Source organism: Phyllobacterium endophyticum (assembly GCF_003010935.1).
GTDB classification, from domain to species: domain Bacteria; phylum Pseudomonadota; class Alphaproteobacteria; order Rhizobiales; family Rhizobiaceae; genus Phyllobacterium; species Phyllobacterium endophyticum.
Genome location: NZ_PGGN01000001.1, coordinates 370211 through 392761 on the forward strand (window position 1 = coordinate 370211; position 22551 = coordinate 392761).

Consider the following 22551-nt stretch of genomic DNA (forward strand, 5'->3'; position numbering starts at 1 on the left):
TATAATTTCACAGCTTGGTCTATATGTTAGATCAATGGATCGTTCCCGGCTTCCCCAACTGGCAATCTTTGCGACGGTCGCCGAGAGTGGCGGCTTCCGTGGTGCTGCCAGGGAACTCGGCATTGCGCCATCCGCCGTCAGTCATGCCATTTCCAGTCTGGAGCAGAGCCTGGGCGTCAGGCTCCTTGCCAGGACGACGCGTAGTGTCGCCGTGACCGAGGAGGGGGCGCTGCTGCTCAAGCGGCTTCGTCCGGCTCTGGGTGAGATCGACCTGGCGCTGGATGCCGTCAGGGAGGCAAATAATCGTGTCGCCGGAAATCTGCGCCTCAGCGTTCCGCCTTTTGCGGCCCACTGGCTTCTGGCGCCGCGTCTGGCTGCGTTCAGCGCAAACTACCCTGGTGTCACGCTGGAATTGCGCGTCGAGGAGAAATTCAATGACATCGTTGCGACCGGCGTCGATGCCGGCATGCGGCTCGGTGAGAGTCTCGAGCCGGACATGATCGCCGTACCCATGAGTAGTCCGATCAGGGCGAGCATCGTTGCTGCGCCAGCCTATCTCGAAAAACATGGAGTGCCGAGGCACCCGCGCGATCTTCTCGATCATCTTTGCATCCGCCGCCGCTTTGCCAGTGGTCAGGTGTATCGCTGGGAGTTCGAAAAGGATGGCGAGGCCATCGTTCTTGATGTCAGCGGTCCGCTCATTCTCGGCGACGACCGGCTCGTGGTCGAAGCGGCGGTCGGGGGCGCGGGAATTGCGTTCCTGCTGCATCACATGGCGCCGCAAGCGATTGCGAAAGGAGACTTGATCTCCATGCTCGAGGACTGGTGCGCGCCTTTTCCCGGCGTCTATCTATATTATCCGAGCCGCCGTCAGATGCGTCCGGCACTGCGTGCCTTCATTGATTTCTTCAAGTTTACACCCTAGGAATTGTGGAGATTCATGTCAGGGCGAGACGAAAACGGTGGTTTTCGAGCACCGGAGCGCAGCGTACATTCTGGTACGTGAGCACCGGACGCAGAAAAATCCCGTTGCAGGCTGCCATGGCGTGGATATCGACGCAAAGGAGAGGTCATCATGTTTCGTTGGGGTGTTCTATCGACGGCAAAAATCGGGGTCACGCTGGTTATTCCAGCAATATGCAACGCGGAAAATTCCGTGCTCGCCGCTATTTCCAGCCGCGACCTGTCGAAGGCCCGTGCGATCGCTGACCGCTTCGGCGCCCCGCTTGCCTTCGGTTCCTACGAGGAGATGCTGGCGTCCGACGAAATTGACGGGGTCTATATTCCGCTGCCTACCTCGCAGCATGTGGAATGGTCGTTGAAAGCGGCGGAGGCTGGCAAGCACGTCCTGTGCGAAAAACCGATCTCCCTCCACGCCAGTGAGATCGCGGCCCTGCAGCGCGCACGCGATACGAATGGCGTGCTGATTTCGGAAGCCTTCATGGTGACCTATCATCCGCAATGGCTGAAAGTTCGCGAACTGATCGCCCAGGGAGCAATCGGACAGTTGCGTCAGGTACAGTCGGCGTTCACCTATTTCAACAAGGATGCTACCAACATGCGCAACCAGCTCTCGCTGGGCGGCGGCGCCTTGCCCGATATCGGTGTTTACCCGACCGTGGTGACGCGCTTCGTGACCGGCAAGGAGCCTGTCCGTGTGATGGCAAGCATCGAACGCGATCCCGATTTCGGGACCGACCGCTACGCCAGCGTGCGTGCCGACTTTGAAGACTTCGAGTTGAACTTCTATGTCGCGACGCAGCTCGCCGCGCGCCAGTCGATCGCTTTCCACGGGGACAAGGGCTATATCGAGGTGCTCGCACCATTCAATACCGGCAAATACGATCACGCCAAGATCACCTTGCACGACGCAAGCCATGGCAGCGCGACCGAATACAATTTCGGCAATGTGGATCATTACTGCCTCGAGATCGAAGCCTTCGCCCGTGCCGCGCAGGGTGAGGATGCAAAGGTGTTTACGCTCGAAGACTCGGTTTGCAATCAGAAGCTGATCGACGCTGTCTATCGTGCTGGCGACAGCGGACACTGGGAAACGGTTTGACCGCCGTAACCTACCAATAAACCCCACCGCGAACGACATGAATGCGAGGCTTGCCGTCCGGCCTGTTGAGGCTCTGGGCGCATGCCTCGCATTCCGCTTCGCTGTCCTGCACGACGGGATGGGTCGCTTGCGTGTTTATCAGCGACAGAATTTCCAGGTTGTTGGAGTTCCAGCGTCCATATTGCTGGCCGATCTGCGGGACTGATCTTGGCCGCGTGCGGATATGCTCCAGCGGCTGCAGCTCCAGATCCGTCAAGATATCGCCGCGAGCGGCCATATCGCAGGCTTCTTTCAACGCGTTCAGCCGGGCGACGCGAATTTCCGTCAGCGGGTGCGTTCGCAGGATCGAAGGGTCCGGGATGCGTCCGCCCGGGAGAACGAGCGTCTCCCATATCTTGCCTTGAGCCTTCTCGAGCTTCGTCAGAGCGCTGGCGAGACCATCCGGATCGCCCGTCAGCATCGCGGCGCCCAGATCGGCGTCGAACTCGCGGGTTCTGGAAAGCGCCATCTGCAGCAGCCCGCCCATGGTAGGCGCAAACAGCAGCACAATAACGCCGAGCCATGGTATCTGCGCCTCGGACCCGCTCGCCATCCAGGTGACGTTGAACAGGAGTGAAACAATGCCGACGGTGGACATGAGGGAGGTAAAACGCGACACCGTATCGGCAAGCGCCATGACCTTGAGGTCTTCGTTGCGAATATGGCTGATTTCATGCGCCAGAACACCGGTGAGTTCGCGCGCAGTCAGCGACCGGATGAGCTGGTCGGTGACGGCAACGACTGAATTGTCCTTCCGTCCGACAGCGAAGGCATTCATCATGCGTGAGGGGATGACATGCAGCTCCGGGGGCCTGGGCAGGCCCGCCCGTTTGGCGAGTTCTTCGACGATCGCCAGGCCTTGCGGGAATTCGGCGCGTGTAACGGGCCTTGCCTTATACATCGCCAGCACCATTTGAGGACTTACGCGCCTGATGGCGTAAAGGCTGATCCCGCCGAAAACCAACGCGTAGACCACCCCGGCAGGCCCCGCCAGCGTGAAGGCGCAAACGATGAGCAAGAGCAGGCTTCCGGCCAGAAGCAGCCAGGTGTGCAGCCTGTTGATCAGCCTGCTCCGGCGATGTGAAGGCAGGGGGAGAGGGAAAGAACTGTCGGTCATGGACGATTATATGGAGAGAAAAAGCTGTTTTGCCGAGTCTTTTAAGGTGATTATGCATGTAAATGCTGCGCCTTCTGTCTTGCATGGCAATTTGACCCTTCTTATATAGCCAGCAACCTACTGCGCCGTGCGGAACCTCGCGTATGCACAATGTCGCCGTAGAACTTGTACGACGCATAATCATTTCCAAAAACGGTTTCTGTTTTTGGGGTTATGCGGTAAAGAACTGCCCGCGCCGCAGTCCTGATTTTGTTAACCCCCTAGGGGCTGCCCGTATGGAACGCTCGGCAGAGGTCCCGGCAGCCTGCTGAATGGAGAAGAGTAATGGCTAAAGTTATCGGTATTGATCTGGGAACGACCAATTCCTGCGTTGCCGTCATGGACGGGAAGAACGCAAAGGTTATTGAAAATGCGGAAGGTGCAAGGACGACGCCTTCGATCATCGCTTTTACGGATAGCGATGAGCGCCTCGCTGGCCAGCCGGCCAAGCGCCAGGCTGTTACAAATCCGGAAGGGACCGTGTTTGCGGTCAAGCGCCTCATAGGCCGCCGCTTTGACGATCCGACCGTCGAGAAGGACAAGAAGCTTGTCCCCTACAAGATCGTCAAGGGCGACAATGGCGATGCCTGGGTAGAAGTCCATGGCAAGAAATATTCGCCTTCGCAGATCTCCGCGATGATCCTGCAGAAGATGAAGGAAACTGCCGAAGCCTATCTCGGTGAAAAGGTCGAGAAGGCCGTCATCACCGTTCCGGCATATTTCAACGATGCACAGCGTCAGGCAACCAAGGATGCAGGCAAGATCGCCGGCCTTGAAGTCCTGCGCATCATCAACGAGCCAACGGCAGCCGCCCTGGCCTATGGCCTCGACAAGAAGGAAGGCAAGACCATTGCCGTCTACGATCTTGGCGGCGGCACGTTCGACGTCTCGGTTCTGGAAATCGGCGATGGCGTCTTCGAAGTCAAATCCACCAATGGCGATACGTTCCTTGGCGGTGAAGACTTCGACATGCGTCTGGTCGAGTATTTTGCGGCCGAGTTCAAGAAAGAGCAGGGCATCGACCTGAAGAACGACAAGCTTGCGCTGCAGCGCCTCAAGGAAGCTGCTGAAAAAGCCAAGATCGAGCTTTCGTCCGCACAGCAGACCGAGATCAACTTGCCCTTCATCACCGCCGATGCGTCCGGGCCCAAGCACCTGACGATGAAGCTTTCACGCGCCAAGTTCGAAAGCCTCGTCGACGATCTGGTCCAGCGCACCGTCGAACCATGCAAGTCGGCGCTCAAGGATGCTGGCCTCAAGGCTGGCGAGATCGATGAAGTGGTCCTTGTCGGCGGCATGACCCGCATGCCGAAGATTCAGGAAATCGTCAAAGCCTTCTTCGGCAAGGAACCCCACAAGGGCGTGAATCCTGATGAAGTCGTTGCGATGGGTGCTGCCATCCAGGCCGGCGTTCTGCAGGGCGACGTCAAGGATGTTCTTCTGCTCGACGTTACCCCGCTGTCGCTCGGCATCGAGACACTGGGCGGTGTCTTCACCCGTCTGATCGAACGCAACACGACGATCCCGACCAAGAAGTCGCAGACCTTCTCCACCGCGGAAGACAGTCAGTCCGCCGTGACGATCCGCGTCTTCCAGGGCGAGCGTGAAATGGCGGCCGACAACAAGTCGCTCGGCCAGTTCGATCTCGTCGGCATTCCGCCTGCACCGCGCGGTGTTCCGCAGATCGAGGTCACGTTCGACATCGATGCCAATGGTATCGTGAACGTCTCGGCCAAGGACAAGGGCACCGGCAAGGAACACCAGATCCGCATTCAGGCGTCGGGTGGCCTTTCGGACGCCGATATCGAGAAGATGGTCAAGGATGCCGAAGCCAACGCCGAAAGCGACAAGAAGCGCCGCGAGGCAGTCGAGTCGAAGAATCAGGCCGAAGCTCTCGTCCATTCGACCGAGAAGTCCCTGAAGGAATATGGCGACAAGGTATCGGCTGAAGACAGGCAGGCGATCGAAACGGCGCTCGCCGAGTTGAAAACTGCGGCGGAAGGCGACGATGCCGAAGAGATCAAGGCAAAGACGCAGACGCTCGCCGAAGTTTCGATGAAGCTTGGCCAGGCCATGTATGAGGCCTCGCAGGCTGCCGAGGCATCTGCTGCCGAAGGCAGTGGAGCCGATGCAACCGCCAAGGCTGACGACGATGTCGTCGATGCCGATTTCGAAGAGATCGACGAAGACGGCAAGAAGAAGTCAGCTTAACTGACTTCACTGCGTTCTAATGAAAAGCCCGGCCATTGTGCCGGGCTTTTGTTTGCCATTCATACTTTAGCTCAATTGACTACATCCGGCATCCTGCGCATCGTTGAGTCAGTTCAAGGCATGGCAAAGACGGTGAGACGTTATTGCCGCCTGCCAGAGGCGATTACCTCGGCAATGCGGCCACGGAAAGCTCTGCCAATCATCAAGTCCGGAGTTCTTCTTTACGCAGCAACATTGCAGCCTTTGAGCCGTGCGATCTTCTTTCAGATGACCTGCAAACGCCTTTAGGAATTTCCGTTAGTAAAAGGGTTGCCTATGAGCATGGATTATCTCATTCACCTGGATGACATCTCAGACGAAATCATTCCTCAAATGATCAGCGAGTTGAACAAGTTCGAGATGAGCTGCGAAATTCGTCCGGGCTTCAGTTTTGCGCTTCATTCAGGTTTCTTGCCGTTCAGGTTCCGTTTGTCCAATCCCGGTATCGATCTGTTGAAGGGCAGGGATCTCATGAGCGGCTTCGAGCTCTACGTAAGGGATTTCCACGTGTCAGAAGCGAAGGGCTTCAGCCAGGACGACTTGAGCCGATTATCCAAACTGAAGAAGACCGTCATCATAAGGCTGTGCCCGCTGGACAGTTTCGAATTTCGGTTTTCAGAACTGACAAGCGCGATCATCGCAGAAATTCTCGATGCACCGCGATCCCTGGCGGGAAACGTGATTTTCGATAGCAGGACGATTGTTGAAAAAAGCTGGGAAGCCGTCAAAGCCCGGGAAAAATCGATCGCAAACGATGATTGGCGCTATCACGAGTTTGTCGGATGGTCCTGAACTGCGGCACGGTGATGTTCCGGTGCCACAGGTCCGCTCAAGCGTGCCGTATTTCCTCCGGCACAAACCATGCAATGCGCAAATTTGCGCATTGTTGGTCGAATCATTCTAAGTTAACTATGGCATTCGTGGGCAGGAACACCTAAATACGGCCTTTGAATGAGCTTCGGAAGAAGCATTTTGCGATTTTCTGGGAACGAGTATCCGGATGAAGGCTGACTATTACGAAACCCTCGGCGTAGCTAAAAGCGCTGATGAGAAAGAGCTGAAAAGCGCTTTCCGTAAACTGGCGATGCAGTTTCACCCTGACAAGAATCCGGGCGATGCCAATGCAGAGCATCGATTCAAGGAGATCGGCGAGGCCTACGAGACGCTGAAGGACCCGCAAAAGCGCGCCGCCTACGATCGGTTCGGTCACGCCGCCTTCGAAAATGGCGGAATGGGCGGCGGGTTCAGCGCCGGTGGCGCCGGCGGTTTCGCGGATATTTTCGAAGATATCTTTGGCGACATGATGGGTGGCGGCCGCCAGCGCCGCTCCGGCGGGCGTGAGCGTGGCGCGGATCTGCGCTACAATATGGAGATCACGCTGGAAGAGGCCTATGCCGGCAAGACGGCGCAGATCAGGGTCCCGACTTCCATCACTTGCGACGAATGTTCCGGCAGCGGCGCCAAGCCTGGCACCCAGCCCGTCACCTGCGGCACTTGCAGCGGCTCCGGCCGCATCCGCGCAGCGCAGGGCTTCTTCTCCATCGAGCGTACCTGCCCGACCTGCCATGGCCGGGGCCAGATCATCAAGGATCCTTGCCCGAAATGCAGCGGTCAGGGCCGTATCACCGAAGAGCGCGCTCTTTCGGTCAACATTCCCGCAGGCATCGAAGACGGAACCCGCATTCGCCTGACGGGTGAGGGTGAGGCGGGCTTGCGCGGTGGACCGGCCGGCGATCTTTATATTTTCCTCTCGTTGAAGCCCCACGAATTTTTCCAGCGCGATGGTGCAGACCTTTATTGCAAGGTGCCCATCTCGATGACGACCGCAGCGCTCGGCGGCCAGTTCGAAGTGGCGACACTCGATGGCACCCAGACCCGTGTCAAAATTCCCGAGGGCACGCAGAACGCCAAGCAATTCCGCCTCAAGGGCAAGGGCATGCCTGTTTTGCGCCAGCCGGCCATGGGCGACCTCTACATCCAGATTGCAATCGAAACGCCGCAGAACCTCAACAAGCGCCAACGCGAGCTGCTGGAAGAATTCGATCGCATCTCGTCGCAGGATAACAGCCCGCAATCGTCGGGGTTTTTTGCACGAATGAAAGAATTCTTTGAGGGCCTAAGCGAATAGTTTAATTGGCGTTTTTGCTATGGTCGGTCTTGCGTCCCTTGCAGGTTGCGTCATAAACTTGTCTGACTGCGACGGAGGATGAGCATGTCACGACCACTTGGGAAGAAACTGGCCGAGAAGTTCGGCGAGGAAATCCGTTTCTTCAAGGGATGGATGCATGGTCCCAAGGCTGTCGGTTCGATTCTCCCGACCAGTTCGATCACCGCCCGCCGCATGGCGAGCGTCGTCAATCCTCATTCGGGTCTTCCCGTGCTTGAGTTGGGCCCCGGCACTGGCGTTATCACCCGAGCGATTCTCAACCGCGGCGTTGCGCCTTCGAACCTGTATAGTGTTGAATATTCCTCCGATTTTGCCGAGCATCTGCGCGAGGATTTTCCCGGTGTGAATATTATCGAAGGCGATGCGTTCAATCTGGATGCAACGCTCGGCGAAAAACGCGACCAGAAGTTCGATTCAGTTGTCTCTGCTGTGCCCCTGTTGAATTTCCCTGTCGGCGACCGGGTCAAGATCGTCGAGGACCTGCTGCGGCGCATTCCGCATGGTCGTCCAGTGGTTCAGATCACCTACGGCCCGATGTCGCCGGTTCCGGCTGGCCGTGGCAACTACAAGATCGAACATCTCGATTTCATCATCCGCAATGTGCCGCCTGCGCGTTTGTGGGTCTACCGCCGGGCCGACTGACCGGCTGTTGCATCGGCGCCGATCACTCGCAGAAGGAATGCAATGCTGCCCAGAATTCTCGTTTTCGCGGGGTCGAATCGCACCGGCGCCTATAGTGGCAAGGTGGCCAATGTCGCGCTGAGGACACTGATCGAACTCGGCGCCGAAGTCACTCATATCTCGCTGGTCGATTATCCGTTGCCGCTGATGGATCAGGATCTCGAAAAGGAAAAAGGCATCCCTGACAACGCCATGAAGCTCGGCCGTCTGTTTTCCGCCCATGATGGCATCCTGATTGCTTCGCCGGAATACAACTCGTCGATCCCGCCGCTCCTGAAAAACACCATTGATTGGGTCAGCCGTATCTCCAGGGATGGCGATCGGCCCTTGAAGCCCTATTCGGGCAAAGTCGTTGCGCTCTGTTCCTCGTCGGAAGGCAATTTCGGCGGTGCACGCGGTCTCTATCACTTGCGGTCGGTGATGATGAATGTCGGCACCCAGATCATTACCGAACAATGTTCGGTCGTTCATGCGCAGGAAGCCTTCGCCGAAGACGGTTCCTTTACCGATGAACGGACCTTCAAGTCGATGCAGCGCGTCTGCCAGTCGCTGATCGATCACACAAGATACGCCGTTTCCCGCCGCTAGGTTATTTCCTCCACGTGAGTTCTGTGTCATGGGAAATCGATCAATGAAAAAGGATGGTTTCATGACGGATGCGGCTTTGCGCGAGCGCCTGATCGTTGGCCTTGATGTGCCTACGGTGCAAATTGCTGAACAGGTCGTCAGCGAACTCGGCGATGCGGTTTCATTTTACAAGATCGGCTATCAACTCGCCTTTGCCGGCGGCCTCGGCTTTGCCGGCGATCTTGTAAGCTCGGGTAAAAAAGTATTCCTCGACATGAAGCTCCTTGATATCGACAACACCGTCGCCAAGGGCGTCGAGAATATCGTCAAGATGGGTGTCTCCATGCTGACACTGCACGCCTACCCCAAGGCGATGAGGGCGGCAGTCGAGGCAGCACGCGGGTCGAACCTGTGCCTTCTCGGCGTGACGGTCCTGACATCGATGGACGAACAGGATCTGATTGATGCCGGCTACGAGCACGATCCGCATACGCTCGTCCTCATCCGGGCCGAGCAGGCGCTTGCCGCCGGCATGGGCGGCATTGTCTGCGCCGCGACCGAAGCTGAAGCAGTGCGCAGGATTGTCGGTCCCGATCTCGCCATCGTCACGCCCGGCATCCGTCCCGCCGGCGCGGACGCCGGTGATCAGAAACGGGTCATGACACCTGCGGATGCGCTTGGTTCGGGAGCGAGCCATCTCGTTGTCGGCCGGCCGATCGTGACAGCGTCCGATCGTAAGACTGCCGCCGAGGCAATTCTCGCCGAGATGTCGAACGCGTGACGCTGTTCCTCAAGGAGGAAACGGATCATTAAAGTGAGGTCCGGAACAGGAATCGCAGGTTTTGATATCAAAATGCCCTGAATCGGCACCAGAATATCAACCCCTTAGTGTAATTGGGTTGTGAGAGGTAGAGGAAAGCAGATGGCCAAGGGTTATTGGGTTGCACGCGTAGACGTCAGGGACGCCGATCGCTACAAGGACTATGTTTCAACTGCCAAGCCTGCTTTCGAAAAATATGGAGCCAATTTTCTGGCTCGTGGCGGTCCCTATCACGTGCTCGAGGGGCAAGCCCGGGGCCGCAATGTCATCATCGAATTTCCTTCGGTCCAAGCTGCGCTCGATTGCTATAATTCTAAGGAATATCAAGCAGCTAGAGCCATTCGGATCACCGTTGCCGATGCAGAGATGCTGATTGTCGAGGGTGTTTGAGGGGCTGGGATCGAGCCCGTATTTCGACGCGCGCACGTGAACATTTTTGCTGCGTCTTATCACTTTGTTGCATTGCAATATTGCAGGAACCCGCTACGGTCACTGACCAGTCAAGAACCTTTTCATCTGCAAGGGGTTTCTTGAAGCTGATGTCAGATTGATCGATCGGAAAAAGTGGCATGTTCTACCAGCTTTATGAACTCAACCATGCTGCGCTCCAGCCCTATCGAGCGCTCTCCGACGCAACAAGGCTCTTCTACGATAACCCCTTGAATCCACTATCACAAACGGTTGTCGGGCGATCGATTTCTGCGGCCTGCGAGCTGTTTGAGCGCACCACGCGATGCTACGGCAAGCCCGTATTCGGTTTGGCCGGGACGGTCGTGGATGGCATCGAGACGGATGTCAAAGAGAAGATCGTCTGGTCAAGGCCATTCTGCAAAATCATTCATTTCAAGCGCGCGTTACCAGCCAAGCGGGCCGCCGATCCGAAGATTCTCGTGGTGGCGCCGATGTCCGGTCATTATGCAACTTTGCTGCGCGGCACGGTCGAAGCATTGCTGCCCCATGCTGAGGTATACATAACCGACTGGGTCGATGCGCGGACTGTTCCGCTCAGCGACGGGCGCTTCGATCTCGATGATTACATCGACTATGTCATTGAGATGCTTCATGTATTGGGTGAGGACACGCACATCGTCGCGGTGTGCCAACCCTCCGTTCCGGTCCTCGCCGCAGTGTCGATCATGGAAGCCAATGGCGACCGGTTTGCTCCCTCGAGCATGACTTTGATGGGTGGACCGATCGATACGCGCAAGAATCCAACAGTCGTGAACAAACTGGCCGAAGAAAAGGGCATCGACTGGTTTCGCGATAATGTGATCATGTCGGTGCCTTGGCCGCACAGTGGTTTCATGCGCGATGTCTATCCGGGATTCCTGCAGTTGTCGGGCTTCATGAGCATGAATCTTGACCGCCACATCACCGCCCACAAAGAGTTCTTCATGCATCTCGTGGAGGAAGACGGTGATTCTGCCGACAAGCACCGCGAGTTCTACGACGAGTATCTTGCGGTGATGGATCTCACGGCGGAATTTTACTTGCAAACGGTTGATACTGTATTTGTCCGGCAGTCATTGCCAAAGGGGGAGATGACCCATCGGGGCCTCCCCGTCGACCCTTCTGCCATTCGCAATGTCGCACTTCTGACGGTCGAAGGTGAGAACGACGACATCTCTGGCGTCGGCCAGACAAAGGCAGCGCAGACACTCTGCACCAATATTCCCGACGACATGCGGATGCATTACTTGCAACCGAAGGTTGGTCACTACGGCGTGTTTAATGGCTCGCGTTTTCGCGCTGAAATTGCACCGCGTATCGTTCAATTCGTTAATGATCACGCACAAATGAATCGCAGGACCAATGTGACGCCGATCAACAAGCGCGCCTGACCTCTAGGCCGGTGGATGTACTGGTGTTCAACCCGGGCCTGCACGGCACAGGGTTTTTACCCGTAATTTTTGGACGGCTTGATCAGCCATAATATATTGCAAGATCAAAGAGTTCTGTCATTCTCGGGTAGCAATCACCGTACCTGCCCAGTTTCCTTTTCGGCTTGGTAACGAGCATCCTGTTAGACCTGCGGTCTCTCATGAATATTGCGGAGTTACGAAAATTCAAATTTTAACCATATATTAACAATGGCTGGATCGTGGCGCCATTGTGATTGACTCATGTCCCCTCCCGCCATTAACGTTTTGTTAACGATAGCGGATGGGGTCTGGAGTAGAACATGTTGGGGGTTGCAGGGGTTGGGAAAGCCATGGGTTTCGCTGTGGCACTTGTCGCGGGTATACTTGGCACAAACAGCGCTTTCGCATCCGAAGCATTCATGACAACCGGCGGACTTACGTCGCAGCCGATCGGCCATTACGAATTCTGCAAAAGGATTCCCGATGAGTGCACGATCCGGAGCCGCAACGTCACTCCCGAGAAGATGAATCACGATTTTTGGCAATTGATAGTCAACGTCAACAGCAATGACAATCACAAGGTCAAGCCGCTGACCGACATGGAAATCTACGGCGTCGAGGAATATTGGGCGTATCCCGACAAGGTAGGCGATTGCGAGGACTATGTTCTTTTGAAGCGTCGCGATCTGATGAAGTCAGGGATTTCTTCCGCAAACCTGTTGATTACTGTCGTTCGCAAGCCTGATGGCGAAGGTCACGCGGTGTTGACCGTGCGCACAGACCAAGGCGATTTTATCCTCGACAATCTCGTTGATGGTGTGAAGAACTGGTCCGAGACGCCATACACCTATCTCAAGCGCCAAGCCACCAACAATACCGGCCGCTGGGTAAGCATCGAAGCTCCGACCAACATTCTCGTTGGTTCGGTTCAGTAGAACTGAGAAAGATCTTGGTTGAGGCAAGGTCTTTTGCTATCGCGGCGCAGGTCGTCACCGCCCTGTACAGCGCGATGCTCCATGGATTAACACCTTCATGCCGCTTGCATAGACGCGTCCCCTGCCATTCGATATGAAATAGCTTCGGCAAGGTGGATGCGTCCAACGGTCTCCTGCCCCTCCAGGTCGGCAAGTGTACGCGCAACCTTGAGTACGCGGTGATAAGCCCGCGCGGAGAAGCGCATTTGTTCGCTCGCCTGTTGCAGCAAGGAAACGCCGGGACTGTCCGGTTGCGCCACCTGTTCGATAAGTGCAACGGAGCACTGTGAGTTTGTGGTGATCGCTGGAAATCCCAATTCCTCGTAGCGCCTCTTTTGGATTGCCCGCGCCCGCGCAACCCGTTCAGCGACCGATGCACTGCTTTCTGACGAGTGCGGGCGTATGAGATCGGTAGCACTCACGGACGGGACGTCGATCCTGATGTCGATGCGGTCCAGCAGAGGCCCTGAAATCCTTGCCTGATAATCCTGCCTGCACCGGGGTCCCCTGGCGCATTGATGGCCGGGTTCACCCGCCATACCGCAGCGGCAGGGATTCATCGCGGCAACGAGCTGGATCTGTGCGGGATAGGAGATTCGATGATTGGCACGTGCGATCATGCATTCGCCAGTCTCGAGTGGCTGGCGCAGGGAGTCGAGCACCTGCGGCGTAAACTCGGGAAATTCGTCGAGAAACAGCACGCCGCGATGTGCCAGCGAAACTTCACCCGGCCTCGCTCTGATACCGCCTCCAACCATGGCCGCCATGGATGCCGAATGATGCGGCGCACGGAATGGCCTTCTGTCGGTCAGTTTGCCACCCATAAGCTCACCGGCGATCGAAGCGATCATAGATACATCGAGCAGTTCACGCGGCAGCAATGGTGGCAGGATTGAGGGCAGCCGTTGCGCCAGCATGGATTTGCCGGACCCTGGCGGCCCCATCATCAAGAGGTTGTGTCCACCGGCTGCCGCAACCTCCAGCGCACGCCGTGCACTCTCCTGGCCCCTTATGTCGGCAAGATCCGGCAGCCCGGTCGCATTTGCTTGCATCACAGGCTCGGGGCGCGACAATACTTGCGTGCCACGAAAATGGTTTGCCAACTGGATCAGGCTCCGCGGCGCGAGTATATCGATGTCGGCACCCGCCCATGCGGCTTCGGGACCACAGGATGCGGGACAGATCAGGCCTTTCTCCTGTCGGTTGGCGGCGATTGCGGCAGGCAACACACCTGCTACATGAGTGATGGTTCCGTCCAGGGAAAGTTCGCCCAGTACCACATAGTTCTGCAACGCATCGGCCGGCATGGCTCCAAGCCCCGCCATCAATCCCACCGCAATCGGCAGATCGTAATGGCTACCTTCTTTTGGCAAATCCGCCGGCGCCAGGTTCACGGTCACCTTCTTGACCGGCATCGAAAGCCCCGAAGCATGCAGTGCGGCCTGGACACGCTCCCGACTTTCGGCAACCGCCTTGTCCGGAAGACCGACGATATGCATGCCCATCTTGCCGGGGGCGATCATCACCTGCACATCAACGGGCTGTGCTTCAATTCCCTGGAAGGCAACCGTACGAACGCGGGTAACCATGAGATCTTTCTTGAAAATGCGTAGGTTTAAAAAACGAAGACGACACCAATGGCTTCACATCAGCATACTTAACGCTGCGTGACAAGAACAAGAAGAGAACAAAGGGCAAAGTAATTACGTGCGCTTCGCTTCCACCGCATCCCAGAAGAGTGCGGCGATATCGGCGCCACCGAAACGCTTGACCTCGCGAACGCCGGTTGGAGACGTCACGTTGATTTCAGTCATGAAGTCGCCGATCACGTCAATGCCGACCAGGATGAAACCGCGCTCGCGTAAGGAAGGTCCGATACGGGCACAAATTTCGCGCTCACGTTCCGTGAGTTCGGTTTTCTCGGCACGGCCGCCCACGTGCATGTTGGATCGTGCATCTGTGTCGGATGGCACACGATTGATCGCCCCGACAGCCTCGCCATCGATCAGGATGATGCGCTTGTCACCGGAACGCACATCCTTCAGATAGCGCTGTGCTATGAAAGGTTCACGGAACATCTGACCGAACATTTCCATCAATGATGTAAGGTTGCGGTCACCATCGGCGAGATGAAAAACCCCGGCACCGCCATTGCCGTAGAGAGGCTTCAGGATGATATCGCCAAACTCCTTGCGGAAGGCTGCGATCTCCAGCGGGTCCTTTGTGATCAGCGTTTCGGGCATCAGGTCCGGAAACTCGGTGACGAAGATTTTTTCAGGGCTGTTGCGTACCCATGCCGGATCGTTGACGACCAGCGTTTTCGGGTGGATGCGCTCCAGCATATGCGTGGTCGTGATGTAGTTCATGTCAAAGGGCGGGTCCTGGCGAAGCAGAACGACATCCATTTCCGACAGATCGCGCGGCACCTTTTCGCCGAGCGTATAATAGTTACCTTCGATGTCGCGGACGTTCAGTTCTTCAACACGGGCAGAGACCACGCCATCGCGCATGTTGAGACGATCGGGCGTGTAGTGGTAGAGGACATGACCCCGCTTTTGGGCCTCGAGGCAAAGTGCAAAGGTCGTATCGCCAGCGATCCGGATTGAATTGATGTGGTCCATCTGGACCGCGACTGTCAGCGCCATGGAACGTCCCCCGACTGGATTAGGAGTGTTCACATGGCGATGTCACGTTCAAGCGTCAAGGTCAATGCCGTGGCCCGATCAACATCCTTTGAAGCTCTTACAAGCGGGCCATGCAGATACTTGTGTGACCGGCGCCGATGAAGCCGAGGCGACTGGCGGCTCCCTTGGAAAGGTCGATCATGCGGCCTCGGACAAACGGTCCGCGATCGTTGATGCGCACTACGACCGTCTTGCCATTGCGCTGGTTGGTCACTTTGACCCGTGAGCCGAGCGGCAATGTACGGTGTGCGGCAGTCAGTGCGGAAGGGTTCATCCGTTCACCGGAGGCAGTTCGGGAGTTAAGGGCGTACCAGGACGCACCGCCACAAGCCGACCCGGCGTTGGCAGATGCGGCGTTGAACATCAAAAAGGGAACGAATGAGATAAGTACCAGGCGGATACTTGTAAAAGAGACCATGTGAGATTCACACTTAAGATAGCCCGCGGCAGAACTGCCGGACTGAAGACACACGCATGGAAATTGATCCCCGGGCAAGTAGATCGTGGCGTGAGCGAGTACTGTCTTCTATTTTGGAGAAATGTGGCCTTGAGGTGTCTCGTCGTCCAAACACCTGCGAGATCAGTTGAATAGAATATCTAAGTCGCTATAAAAACTTGTCTTATTGTGACTCAAAACGTGATCAACGATGTTTGAAACTACGGCGCTATTGCCCGAAGATTTGTCGAAATATGGCGATAATATGGTTAATACTCACCGAATTATTAAGTGTTTGCCTGATCCGGGGTTAACTGGACCCGGATATGATTAATTTGGATTAACTCTTTCGAGCCTCTGAAGCCCCGGCACTCGGCAGCAGGGCTTCACTCTTGAAAATTGTGATCGACTTTACGCGAGCGCGATGGCGTCCAAGGCGTGTATGATGCCCCGCAGCTCCGCCAAGCCGCGCAAGCGGCCGATGGCCGGATACCCCGGCGTCACTTCCTTATCCAGATCGTCAAGCATGCGATGCCCGTGATCGGATCTGAAGATGATACTGTTTGCCTTCTCACGTTTTCTATCTTCGGCGAGCAGTTCGCGCAGTACCGTCACCATGTCCACATCACCTTCAAGATGAGCCGCTTCATGGAAACTGCTTCCATCACCCTCGCGAGTGGTCGCACGCAGATGGGTGAAATGAATGCGCTCTGCAAAACGCCTGGCAATCTTAGGCAGATCGTTGTCGGCACGCACGCCGAGACTACCTGTACAAAAGCACATGCCGTTTGCAACAGACGGCACAGCCTCGAAAAGGGCCGCGTAGTCGGCCTCGGTCGAGGCTATTCGCGGCAAGCCAAAAAGTGAACGTGGCGGATCATCCGGGTGCAGGGTGAGTTTGACGCCGAGGTTCTCGGCGACGGGTGTAACCGCCTCCAGAAACTCGATCAAATGCTGCCGCAGCCGATGTGCGTCGATACCCTCATACGCTGCCAGTTTGTCGCGAAATGCGGGAATAGTCAGTGGTTCAGTTGTCGAGCCTGGAAGCGCGCTGGCGATATTGCGGGTGAGATCGGCGATCTCCTGTGCGCCCATGGCTTCATACAGATCTCTGGCAATATCGCGATTGGCCTGCGAATAGTCGGCTTCGGCACCTTTCCGCTGCAGGATGTGCAGGTCGAACACAGCGAACATATTGTGATCGAAGCGCATGGCCGTCGAGCCGGTCGGCGTGACATAGTCAAGATCAGTACGGCACCAGTCGACCACGGGCATGAAATTATAGCAGACGACCTTGATGTCGTTGGCCGCGAGCGCTTCCATGCTTTCAATCCAGGCGGTAATCTCATGCTTGGCGGCACGACCCAGACGTTTGACCGCATCCGGAATCGGAATGCTCTCGACCACCGACCAGGTTAGCTGTGTACGTCCCGTTGGGGTCGATTCGATGAGTGACTTGCGAGCGTGCACCTGTGCCGTCGTCCATGCCTCACCAATGGGGACAGCGTGCAGTGCCGAAACGACATCAGTTGCGCCGGCCTGCCGTACATTATCAAGTGATACACCGGCGTTCGGGCCAAACCATCGCCATGCCTGACGCATTCATTCCTCCGTAATTTGGTGCCGTCCGATCAAACAAAGGATCCGGGATGGCTTTTTCTCAATGTCTCGATGTCAGGGATGACCGCGTTCAGATGCTGTTTCATAGCCGCGCAGGCAGCGGGCACGTCGTGAGCCCCGATGGCATCGCGGATTACCTGATGCTCGGACAGGACCTGCTCCATGCGGCCTAGGCCAGGCAGTGTCATGCGCCGAGCCCGATCGATCTGCACCTTGACCGGCTTCAGGTAGTGCCATATGCCCGGATGGCCGGAAACACCTGCAATCGCCTCGTGGAACGCTTCATCGGCTTCGTGGAAAGCGCTCATGTTCTGGCGGTCGGCAAGGAAGCGCTGGCGGGCAAGAATTTCGTCGAGCCATTCGACGTCCTTGGGCGTTGCGATAGCCGCCGCTCGCTCGACCGTCGCTCCCTCGAGTGCCTGGCGGATAACGACAGCTTCGGGGATCAAGGCAACTGGGATGCGCGCGACGAATGTTCCCGACTGCGGAAACACATCGACAAGGCCATCTTCAACCAGTCGGATCAGAGCCTCGCGCACCGGTGTGCGGCTGACACCGAACCGTTCTGTCAAGACCTTTTCGTTGAGGGCCGTTCCTGGGGTCATCTCCATTGCGACAATCGCAGCATGAAGTTCGCGGTAAATAGCGGTGGCCGTCGTCATCCGGCCGGCCGGCACTCCGCGGGATCCCATTCGCATGGAGCGGGTGGCAGCTTCGAATTCGGACGTCCGCACCTCTGATGATGCAACCGCCACAGCCTTGTTCCCCCGGTCTTCTGCTGTCATTGCAGCGCTCCATCTCTATATGCCATGGAATGCATCTCATCCCATGACCGCTTACGAAGCAAAGTCCTATAACGCCATTCCGGACGATATAAACGCTTTTTCGCTACGGTTGACATACTAATATATTATTTTCTACAGTTCGCCAAGACATCGATGCTGTTGTCTGAAACCTCAGTGGCTCGCTGCATCGGGGGCGCTATACAAGGACGTCCAATGGCACTTCATCCTGACCGGCTTTTTCCCATCGAGGTCGATGCACGCGTGATTGCCCGGCGCCTGTTCAACACGGTCGAGAGCTTGCCTATCATCTCGCCGCATGGCCACACCGATCCTCGATGGTATGCCAATGATGATGCATTTGCAGACCCGGCCAGCCTTTTCGTCAAGCCGGACCATTATATTTTCCGCATGCTCTATTCTCAAGGCGTGAAGCTGGAACATCTAGGGGTGCCGCGTCAGGACGGCCGGCCGGTCGAGGCGGACGGACGCAAGATCTGGCGGCTCTTCGCCAAGTATTTTCACTTGTTCCGGGGCACACCCTCCCGTCTGTGGTTCGAACATGCGATGGAAACGGTATTCGGCATCGAGGATCGCCTTGACGAGACGAATGCAGATGCAATCTACGACCGGATCGCATCGCGCCTCGCGGAACCATCCATGCGACCGCGGGCGCTCTACAAACAGTTCAACATCGAGGTCATATCCACGACGGACGCAGCCACCGACGAACTCTCGGAGCATGATGCCATTCTCAGTTCGGGTTGGGACGGTCGGGTGGTTCCAGCCTATCGTCCTGATGCGGTTGTCGATGCTTCACGCGCTGACTTCCTGGCCAATGTAGAAGATTTTGTAGCACTTGCGGGTACCCGGCTCGACTATCAGGGTTATCTCGAAGCGCATCGTGTCCGCCGGGCCTATTTCAAGCAGCGCGGCGCAACCTCAACGGATCATGGTCATCCAAACGCGCGTACCGCCGATCTGCCTTCTTCACAGGCATCTGCGCTGTTCGAACGTGTCTTGAAGGGCGTTTCACCCGATGACGCGGACCTCTTCAGGGCGCAGATGTTGACGGAAATGGCACGAATGAGTGTTGACGATGGCCTTGTCATGCAGATCCATCCTGGCTCGTACCGAAACCACAATCCGTCGCTTTTCCGAGCGTTCGGAACGGACAAGGGGGCAGATATTCCCCGCTCGACCAGCTATGTCGAAGAATTGAAACCACTCCTTGATGCACTTGGTAACGACCCGCGGCTAACTCTCATTCTCTTCACCCTCGATGAAACAAGCTACAGTCGTGAACTCGCACCCTTGGCGGGTCACTATCCGGCCCTGCGGCTCGGTCCAGCCTGGTGGTTCCATGATAGTCCGGAAGGCATGCGGCGTTTCCGTGAGCTCACTACCGAGACGGCCGGCTTTTATAATACGGTCGGCTTCAACGATGATACGCGTGCATATCTCTCCATTCCAGCTCGCCATGATATGGCACGGCGTGTCGATTGTGCATTCCTCGCCCGGCTGGTAGCCGATCACAGGCTGGATGAGGACGAGGCGCATGAGATCGCGCACGATCTTGCATACCGGTTGGCGAAGCGTGCCTACAAGCTCTAGAATGAACAGAAGGTTTCGATGAACCACTTTGCACGCCTCTCTGAAGCTAGCCTGCAGCTGGCGACAAATGTGAACAAGCCTGGATATGATCGAAGTAAGGTTCGGGTTGGCATTGTCCACCTCGGGATTGGTGCGTTCCACCGCGCGCACCAGGCAGTTTACACTGACAGCGCTCTGGCCGGCGGTGACAATCGCTGGGGCATTCTCGGCGTTTCGCTGCGCAGTAGCGACACCCGTGATGCGCTGGAGCCGCAGGAGGGACTCTATACAGTTGCATCACGTGACGGCGGAGGCGATAGTTTTCGGGTGATAGGCAGCATTGTCAAAGTTCTGGTCGCACCAGAAAACCCGGAAGCAGTACTTGCGGCGCTGGCAGATCCCGATGTCGCCATCGTTTCCTTGACCGTGACAGAAAAAGGCTATTGCTATTCACCTGCGACGGCCTCGCTCGATGAAACACATGCCGATATCGTCCACGATCTCGACAATCCTGCTGCACCGCGTTCGGCCATAGGCTTCATCGTGGAATCACTTGCCCGACGCCGCGCCAATGACGTTGCGCCCTTCACGCTTCTTTCATGTGACAATCTCCCATCAAATGGTGAGACGCTTAAGCGTGTCGTCACCCGATTTGCGGAATTGCGAGACCCTGCGCTTGGGCGATATATCCGTGAGAATACTGCATTTCCTTCCACTATGGTGGATCGGATTGTGCCGGCCACCACGGACGCAGACCGCTTGGCGGTAGCTCGTTCCACCGGCTATTCCGATGACTGGCCTGTCATGACCGAGCCTTTCAGCCAATGGGTCGTGGAAGACAACTTTTCTTCGGGCCGTCCCAAATGGGAGAACTTCGGGGTGACCTTTGTCGACGACGTCGCCGCATTCGAGCTGATGAAATTGAGGCTACTCAACGGTAGTCACTCTACGTTGGCCTATCTTGGTTACCTGGCGGGCCACGAGACGGTATCGGATGTCATGGCGGCACCGGGCTTCGGTGCGTTTATAGAAGCGATGATGGATCAGGAGATTACCCCCACTCTTCCGGCCCTCACGGGTTTCGACGTGGAGGCCTACAAGACTCAACTGCGCGAGCGGTTTCGTAACCCGGCGCTCCGGCACCGCACGTGGCAGATCGCAATGGACGGTTCACAGAAATTGCCGCAACGCCTGTTGAACACGATCCGCCGTCGCTTGGAACAGAAGAAGCCTTTTGACCGGTTGGCTCTCGGCGTCGCTGGCTGGATGCGCTACGCCGCCGGAACCGACGAAAACGGCAACCTGATCGATGTTCGAGATCCCCTTGCCAAGGAATTCAAGCAGCGGACCGCAGATGCCGCCTCTGTGAATGACTTCCTCGATGCCTATCTGAGTTTTCGCCAAGTTTTTGGTGACGACCTTCCCGGCAATTCCGAGTTTCGCAGAACGGTCGGAACTGCACTGGAGAAATTGTTGGAGTGCGGTGCAGCCCGAGCGGTCACCGGAATGACGTTGTGAGTCGAAGACCCTTGCTATCTCGATCTGATAGATTAATATATCAAATCTCAGCGATTGACCGGAAGTAGGGAAGCCGGCGGTCACCCCTGAACAAGGGATGTTGAGATCAACAGGGAGGAAGTCATGATCCGCATTTCACGCAGACAAGCCATTGGCGGTCTGGCAGCAGTCGCTACGCTGCCGGCGACACGACTATTCGCTCAGTCCAGGCTCGCCTTGCCGACATCTCCGGTGGCGCTGAATGTTGCCGACGTCGCTGGCAACCTTGCGCTTACGCAGACAGCTATCGAGAACTATGCCAAAGCCAAGCCGGAGCTCGTGTCAAAGATCACCTTTACCAAGGCGCCTGCCCCGGAATTGCCGGGTAAGATCAAGGCCCAGCAGGCGGCAAACAGGCTGGATATCGACCTCGTCCTCACGGGCACCGATGCCCTTTCAGCTGGTATCGCCCAGGATCTTTGGGTTAAGCTTTTGCCGGATCATTCATCCTCCTTGCCAGACCTCGCGTCGATCTATCTTGAGCCTGCCCATCGCATGCTCTCTCTCGGCAAGAACTTCGGTGTGGTGGTCACATATTACCCGTCTGGTCCGCTGCTCGAATATATGCCTGATCGCGTCAAGACGGTGCCGACCACCGCTGAAGAGCTTCTGGCTTGGGCCAAGGAAAACCCCAACAAATTCCTTTACGCGCGTCCGGCAAATTCAGGTCCCGGCCGCACTTTCCTGATGGGTCTTCCCTATCTGCTTGGCGACGCTGATCCGCGTGATCCGGTAAAAGGCTGGGACAAGACCTGGGCCTACCTGAAGGAGCTTCACAAGCACATAGAATATTACCCGACTGGTACAGGCGCCTTGATGAAGGAACTCGGAGAAGGAACGCGTGACATGACCGTCTCGACCACCGGTTGGGACATTAACCCACGCGTACTCGGCGTTGTTCCGAAAGAAGCCGCAGTCTCGACGCTCAAGGGATTTCACTGGGTTGCCGATGCGCATTACATGTGCGTTCCGAAAGGGATCGCTGACGAAAAGCTCGCAGTGCTTCTCGATATGATGAGCTTTCTGTTGACGCCTGAACAGCAGGCCTTCACTTATGACCAGGGTTATTTCTATCCCGGTCCGGCGGTCAAGGACGTGCCCATCACCATGGCGCCGCAGGAGAGCCAGGATGCGATCGCCGAGTTCGGCCGAAAGGAATATGTGGACTGGATTGCCAATAATCCGGTGGAAATTCCGCTCGAGCCATCGTCCATGGTTGTGGCATTCCGCCGCTGGGACGAAGAAGTCGCGGCGAAAAAGTCCTGATATAGCCGAGCCGATCACAACATCATCCGGAAGTC

Annotated in this window: 20 protein-coding genes; 14 read left to right on the forward strand and 6 right to left on the reverse strand. The window is 56.7% G+C overall.

Annotation, left to right across the window (positions count from 1 at the left end; all coding sequences use genetic code 11):
• The first annotated feature begins 34 nt into the window (after positions 1-34).
• Positions 35-925 (forward strand): LysR family transcriptional regulator, encoded by an 891-nt coding sequence (locus CU100_RS01835; RefSeq protein WP_106714851.1) that lies wholly within the window; start codon positions 35-37, stop codon positions 923-925.
• 150 nt (positions 926-1075) lie between these two features.
• Entirely contained in the window at positions 1076-2062 is a 987-nt protein-coding gene (locus CU100_RS01840) for a Gfo/Idh/MocA family protein (protein ID WP_106714852.1), read from the forward strand.
• Between the two features lie 10 nt (positions 2063-2072).
• Here the strand turns inward: CU100_RS01840 and CU100_RS01845 are convergent, their stop codons facing one another.
• Positions 2073-3218, reverse strand: coding sequence for a zinc metalloprotease HtpX (locus CU100_RS01845; protein WP_106714853.1), 1146 nt, complete (start codon positions 3216-3218; stop codon positions 2073-2075).
• 324 nt (positions 3219-3542) lie between these two features.
• Between CU100_RS01845 and dnaK the strand changes: the two genes are divergently transcribed.
• The 9 genes from dnaK to CU100_RS01895 all read left to right on the forward strand — a co-directional run bounded on the left by dnaK (position 3543) and on the right by CU100_RS01895 (position 12539).
• The gene (gene dnaK, locus CU100_RS01850) at positions 3543-5468 is read left to right on the forward strand and encodes a molecular chaperone DnaK (protein ID WP_106714854.1); all 1926 of its coding nucleotides are present in this window, start codon (positions 3543-3545) and stop codon (positions 5466-5468) included.
• 315 nt (positions 5469-5783) lie between these two features.
• Positions 5784-6299: a hypothetical protein gene (locus CU100_RS01860; protein ID WP_106714856.1), complete on the forward strand. Its 516-nt coding sequence runs from the start codon at positions 5784-5786 to the stop codon at positions 6297-6299.
• A 208-nt stretch (positions 6300-6507) separates the two neighbouring features.
• The gene (gene dnaJ / locus CU100_RS01865; protein ID WP_106714857.1) at positions 6508-7635 is read left to right on the forward strand and encodes a molecular chaperone DnaJ; all 1128 of its coding nucleotides are present in this window, start codon (positions 6508-6510) and stop codon (positions 7633-7635) included.
• Positions 7636-7719: 84 nt separating this feature from the next.
• Positions 7720-8316, forward strand: coding sequence for a phospholipid N-methyltransferase PmtA (gene pmtA / locus CU100_RS01870; RefSeq protein ID WP_106714858.1), 597 nt, complete (start codon positions 7720-7722; stop codon positions 8314-8316).
• Positions 8317-8358: 42 nt separating this feature from the next.
• Positions 8359-8943, forward strand: a complete 585-nt coding sequence (locus CU100_RS01875) for an NADPH-dependent FMN reductase (RefSeq protein ID WP_106714859.1) — start codon at positions 8359-8361, stop codon at positions 8941-8943.
• 61 nt (positions 8944-9004) lie between these two features.
• A complete protein-coding gene (pyrF, locus tag CU100_RS01880; RefSeq protein WP_106715934.1) occupies positions 9005-9703 on the forward strand; it encodes an orotidine-5'-phosphate decarboxylase in 699 nt (232 codons plus the stop codon).
• A 141-nt stretch (positions 9704-9844) separates the two neighbouring features.
• Positions 9845-10132, forward strand: a complete 288-nt coding sequence (locus CU100_RS01885; protein ID WP_106714860.1) for a DUF1330 domain-containing protein — start codon at positions 9845-9847, stop codon at positions 10130-10132.
• A gap of 179 nt (positions 10133-10311) precedes the next feature.
• Positions 10312-11583 (forward strand): polyhydroxyalkanoate depolymerase, encoded by a 1272-nt coding sequence (locus tag CU100_RS01890; protein WP_106714861.1) that lies wholly within the window; start codon positions 10312-10314, stop codon positions 11581-11583.
• A gap of 341 nt (positions 11584-11924) precedes the next feature.
• Positions 11925-12539: a transglutaminase-like cysteine peptidase gene (locus CU100_RS01895; protein WP_106714862.1), complete on the forward strand. Its 615-nt coding sequence runs from the start codon at positions 11925-11927 to the stop codon at positions 12537-12539.
• Positions 12540-12634: 95 nt separating this feature from the next.
• Here the strand turns inward: CU100_RS01895 and CU100_RS01900 are convergent, their stop codons facing one another.
• From CU100_RS01900 to CU100_RS01920, 5 genes are all read right to left on the reverse strand, one after another.
• Entirely contained in the window at positions 12635-14167 is a 1533-nt protein-coding gene (locus CU100_RS01900) for a YifB family Mg chelatase-like AAA ATPase (protein ID WP_106714863.1), read from the reverse strand.
• Between the two features lie 114 nt (positions 14168-14281).
• Entirely contained in the window at positions 14282-15223 is a 942-nt protein-coding gene (gene gshB, locus CU100_RS01905) for a glutathione synthase (protein WP_106714864.1), read from the reverse strand.
• 97 nt (positions 15224-15320) lie between these two features.
• Complete coding sequence (locus CU100_RS01910; protein WP_183635508.1) at positions 15321-15626, reverse strand: septal ring lytic transglycosylase RlpA family protein; 306 nt, start codon at positions 15624-15626, stop codon at positions 15321-15323.
• Positions 15627-16109: 483 nt separating this feature from the next.
• Complete coding sequence (gene uxuA / locus CU100_RS01915) at positions 16110-17300, reverse strand: mannonate dehydratase (protein ID WP_106714866.1); 1191 nt, start codon at positions 17298-17300, stop codon at positions 16110-16112.
• A gap of 29 nt (positions 17301-17329) precedes the next feature.
• On the reverse strand, positions 17330-18103 hold the full coding sequence (locus tag CU100_RS01920; protein WP_106714867.1) for a GntR family transcriptional regulator: 774 nt from the start codon (positions 18101-18103) through the stop codon (positions 17330-17332).
• A 213-nt stretch (positions 18104-18316) separates the two neighbouring features.
• Here CU100_RS01920 and uxaC point away from each other — a divergent pair, with 213 nt between their 5' ends.
• From uxaC to CU100_RS01935, 3 genes are all read left to right on the forward strand, one after another.
• Positions 18317-19714, forward strand: a complete 1398-nt coding sequence (gene uxaC, locus CU100_RS01925) for a glucuronate isomerase (protein ID WP_106714868.1) — start codon at positions 18317-18319, stop codon at positions 19712-19714.
• An 18-nt stretch (positions 19715-19732) separates the two neighbouring features.
• Positions 19733-21211: a mannitol dehydrogenase family protein gene (locus CU100_RS01930; protein WP_106714869.1), complete on the forward strand. Its 1479-nt coding sequence runs from the start codon at positions 19733-19735 to the stop codon at positions 21209-21211.
• Between the two features lie 126 nt (positions 21212-21337).
• Positions 21338-22516 (forward strand): ABC transporter substrate-binding protein, encoded by a 1179-nt coding sequence (locus tag CU100_RS01935; RefSeq protein ID WP_106715935.1) that lies wholly within the window; start codon positions 21338-21340, stop codon positions 22514-22516.
• Positions 22517-22551: the final 35 nt, after the last annotated feature.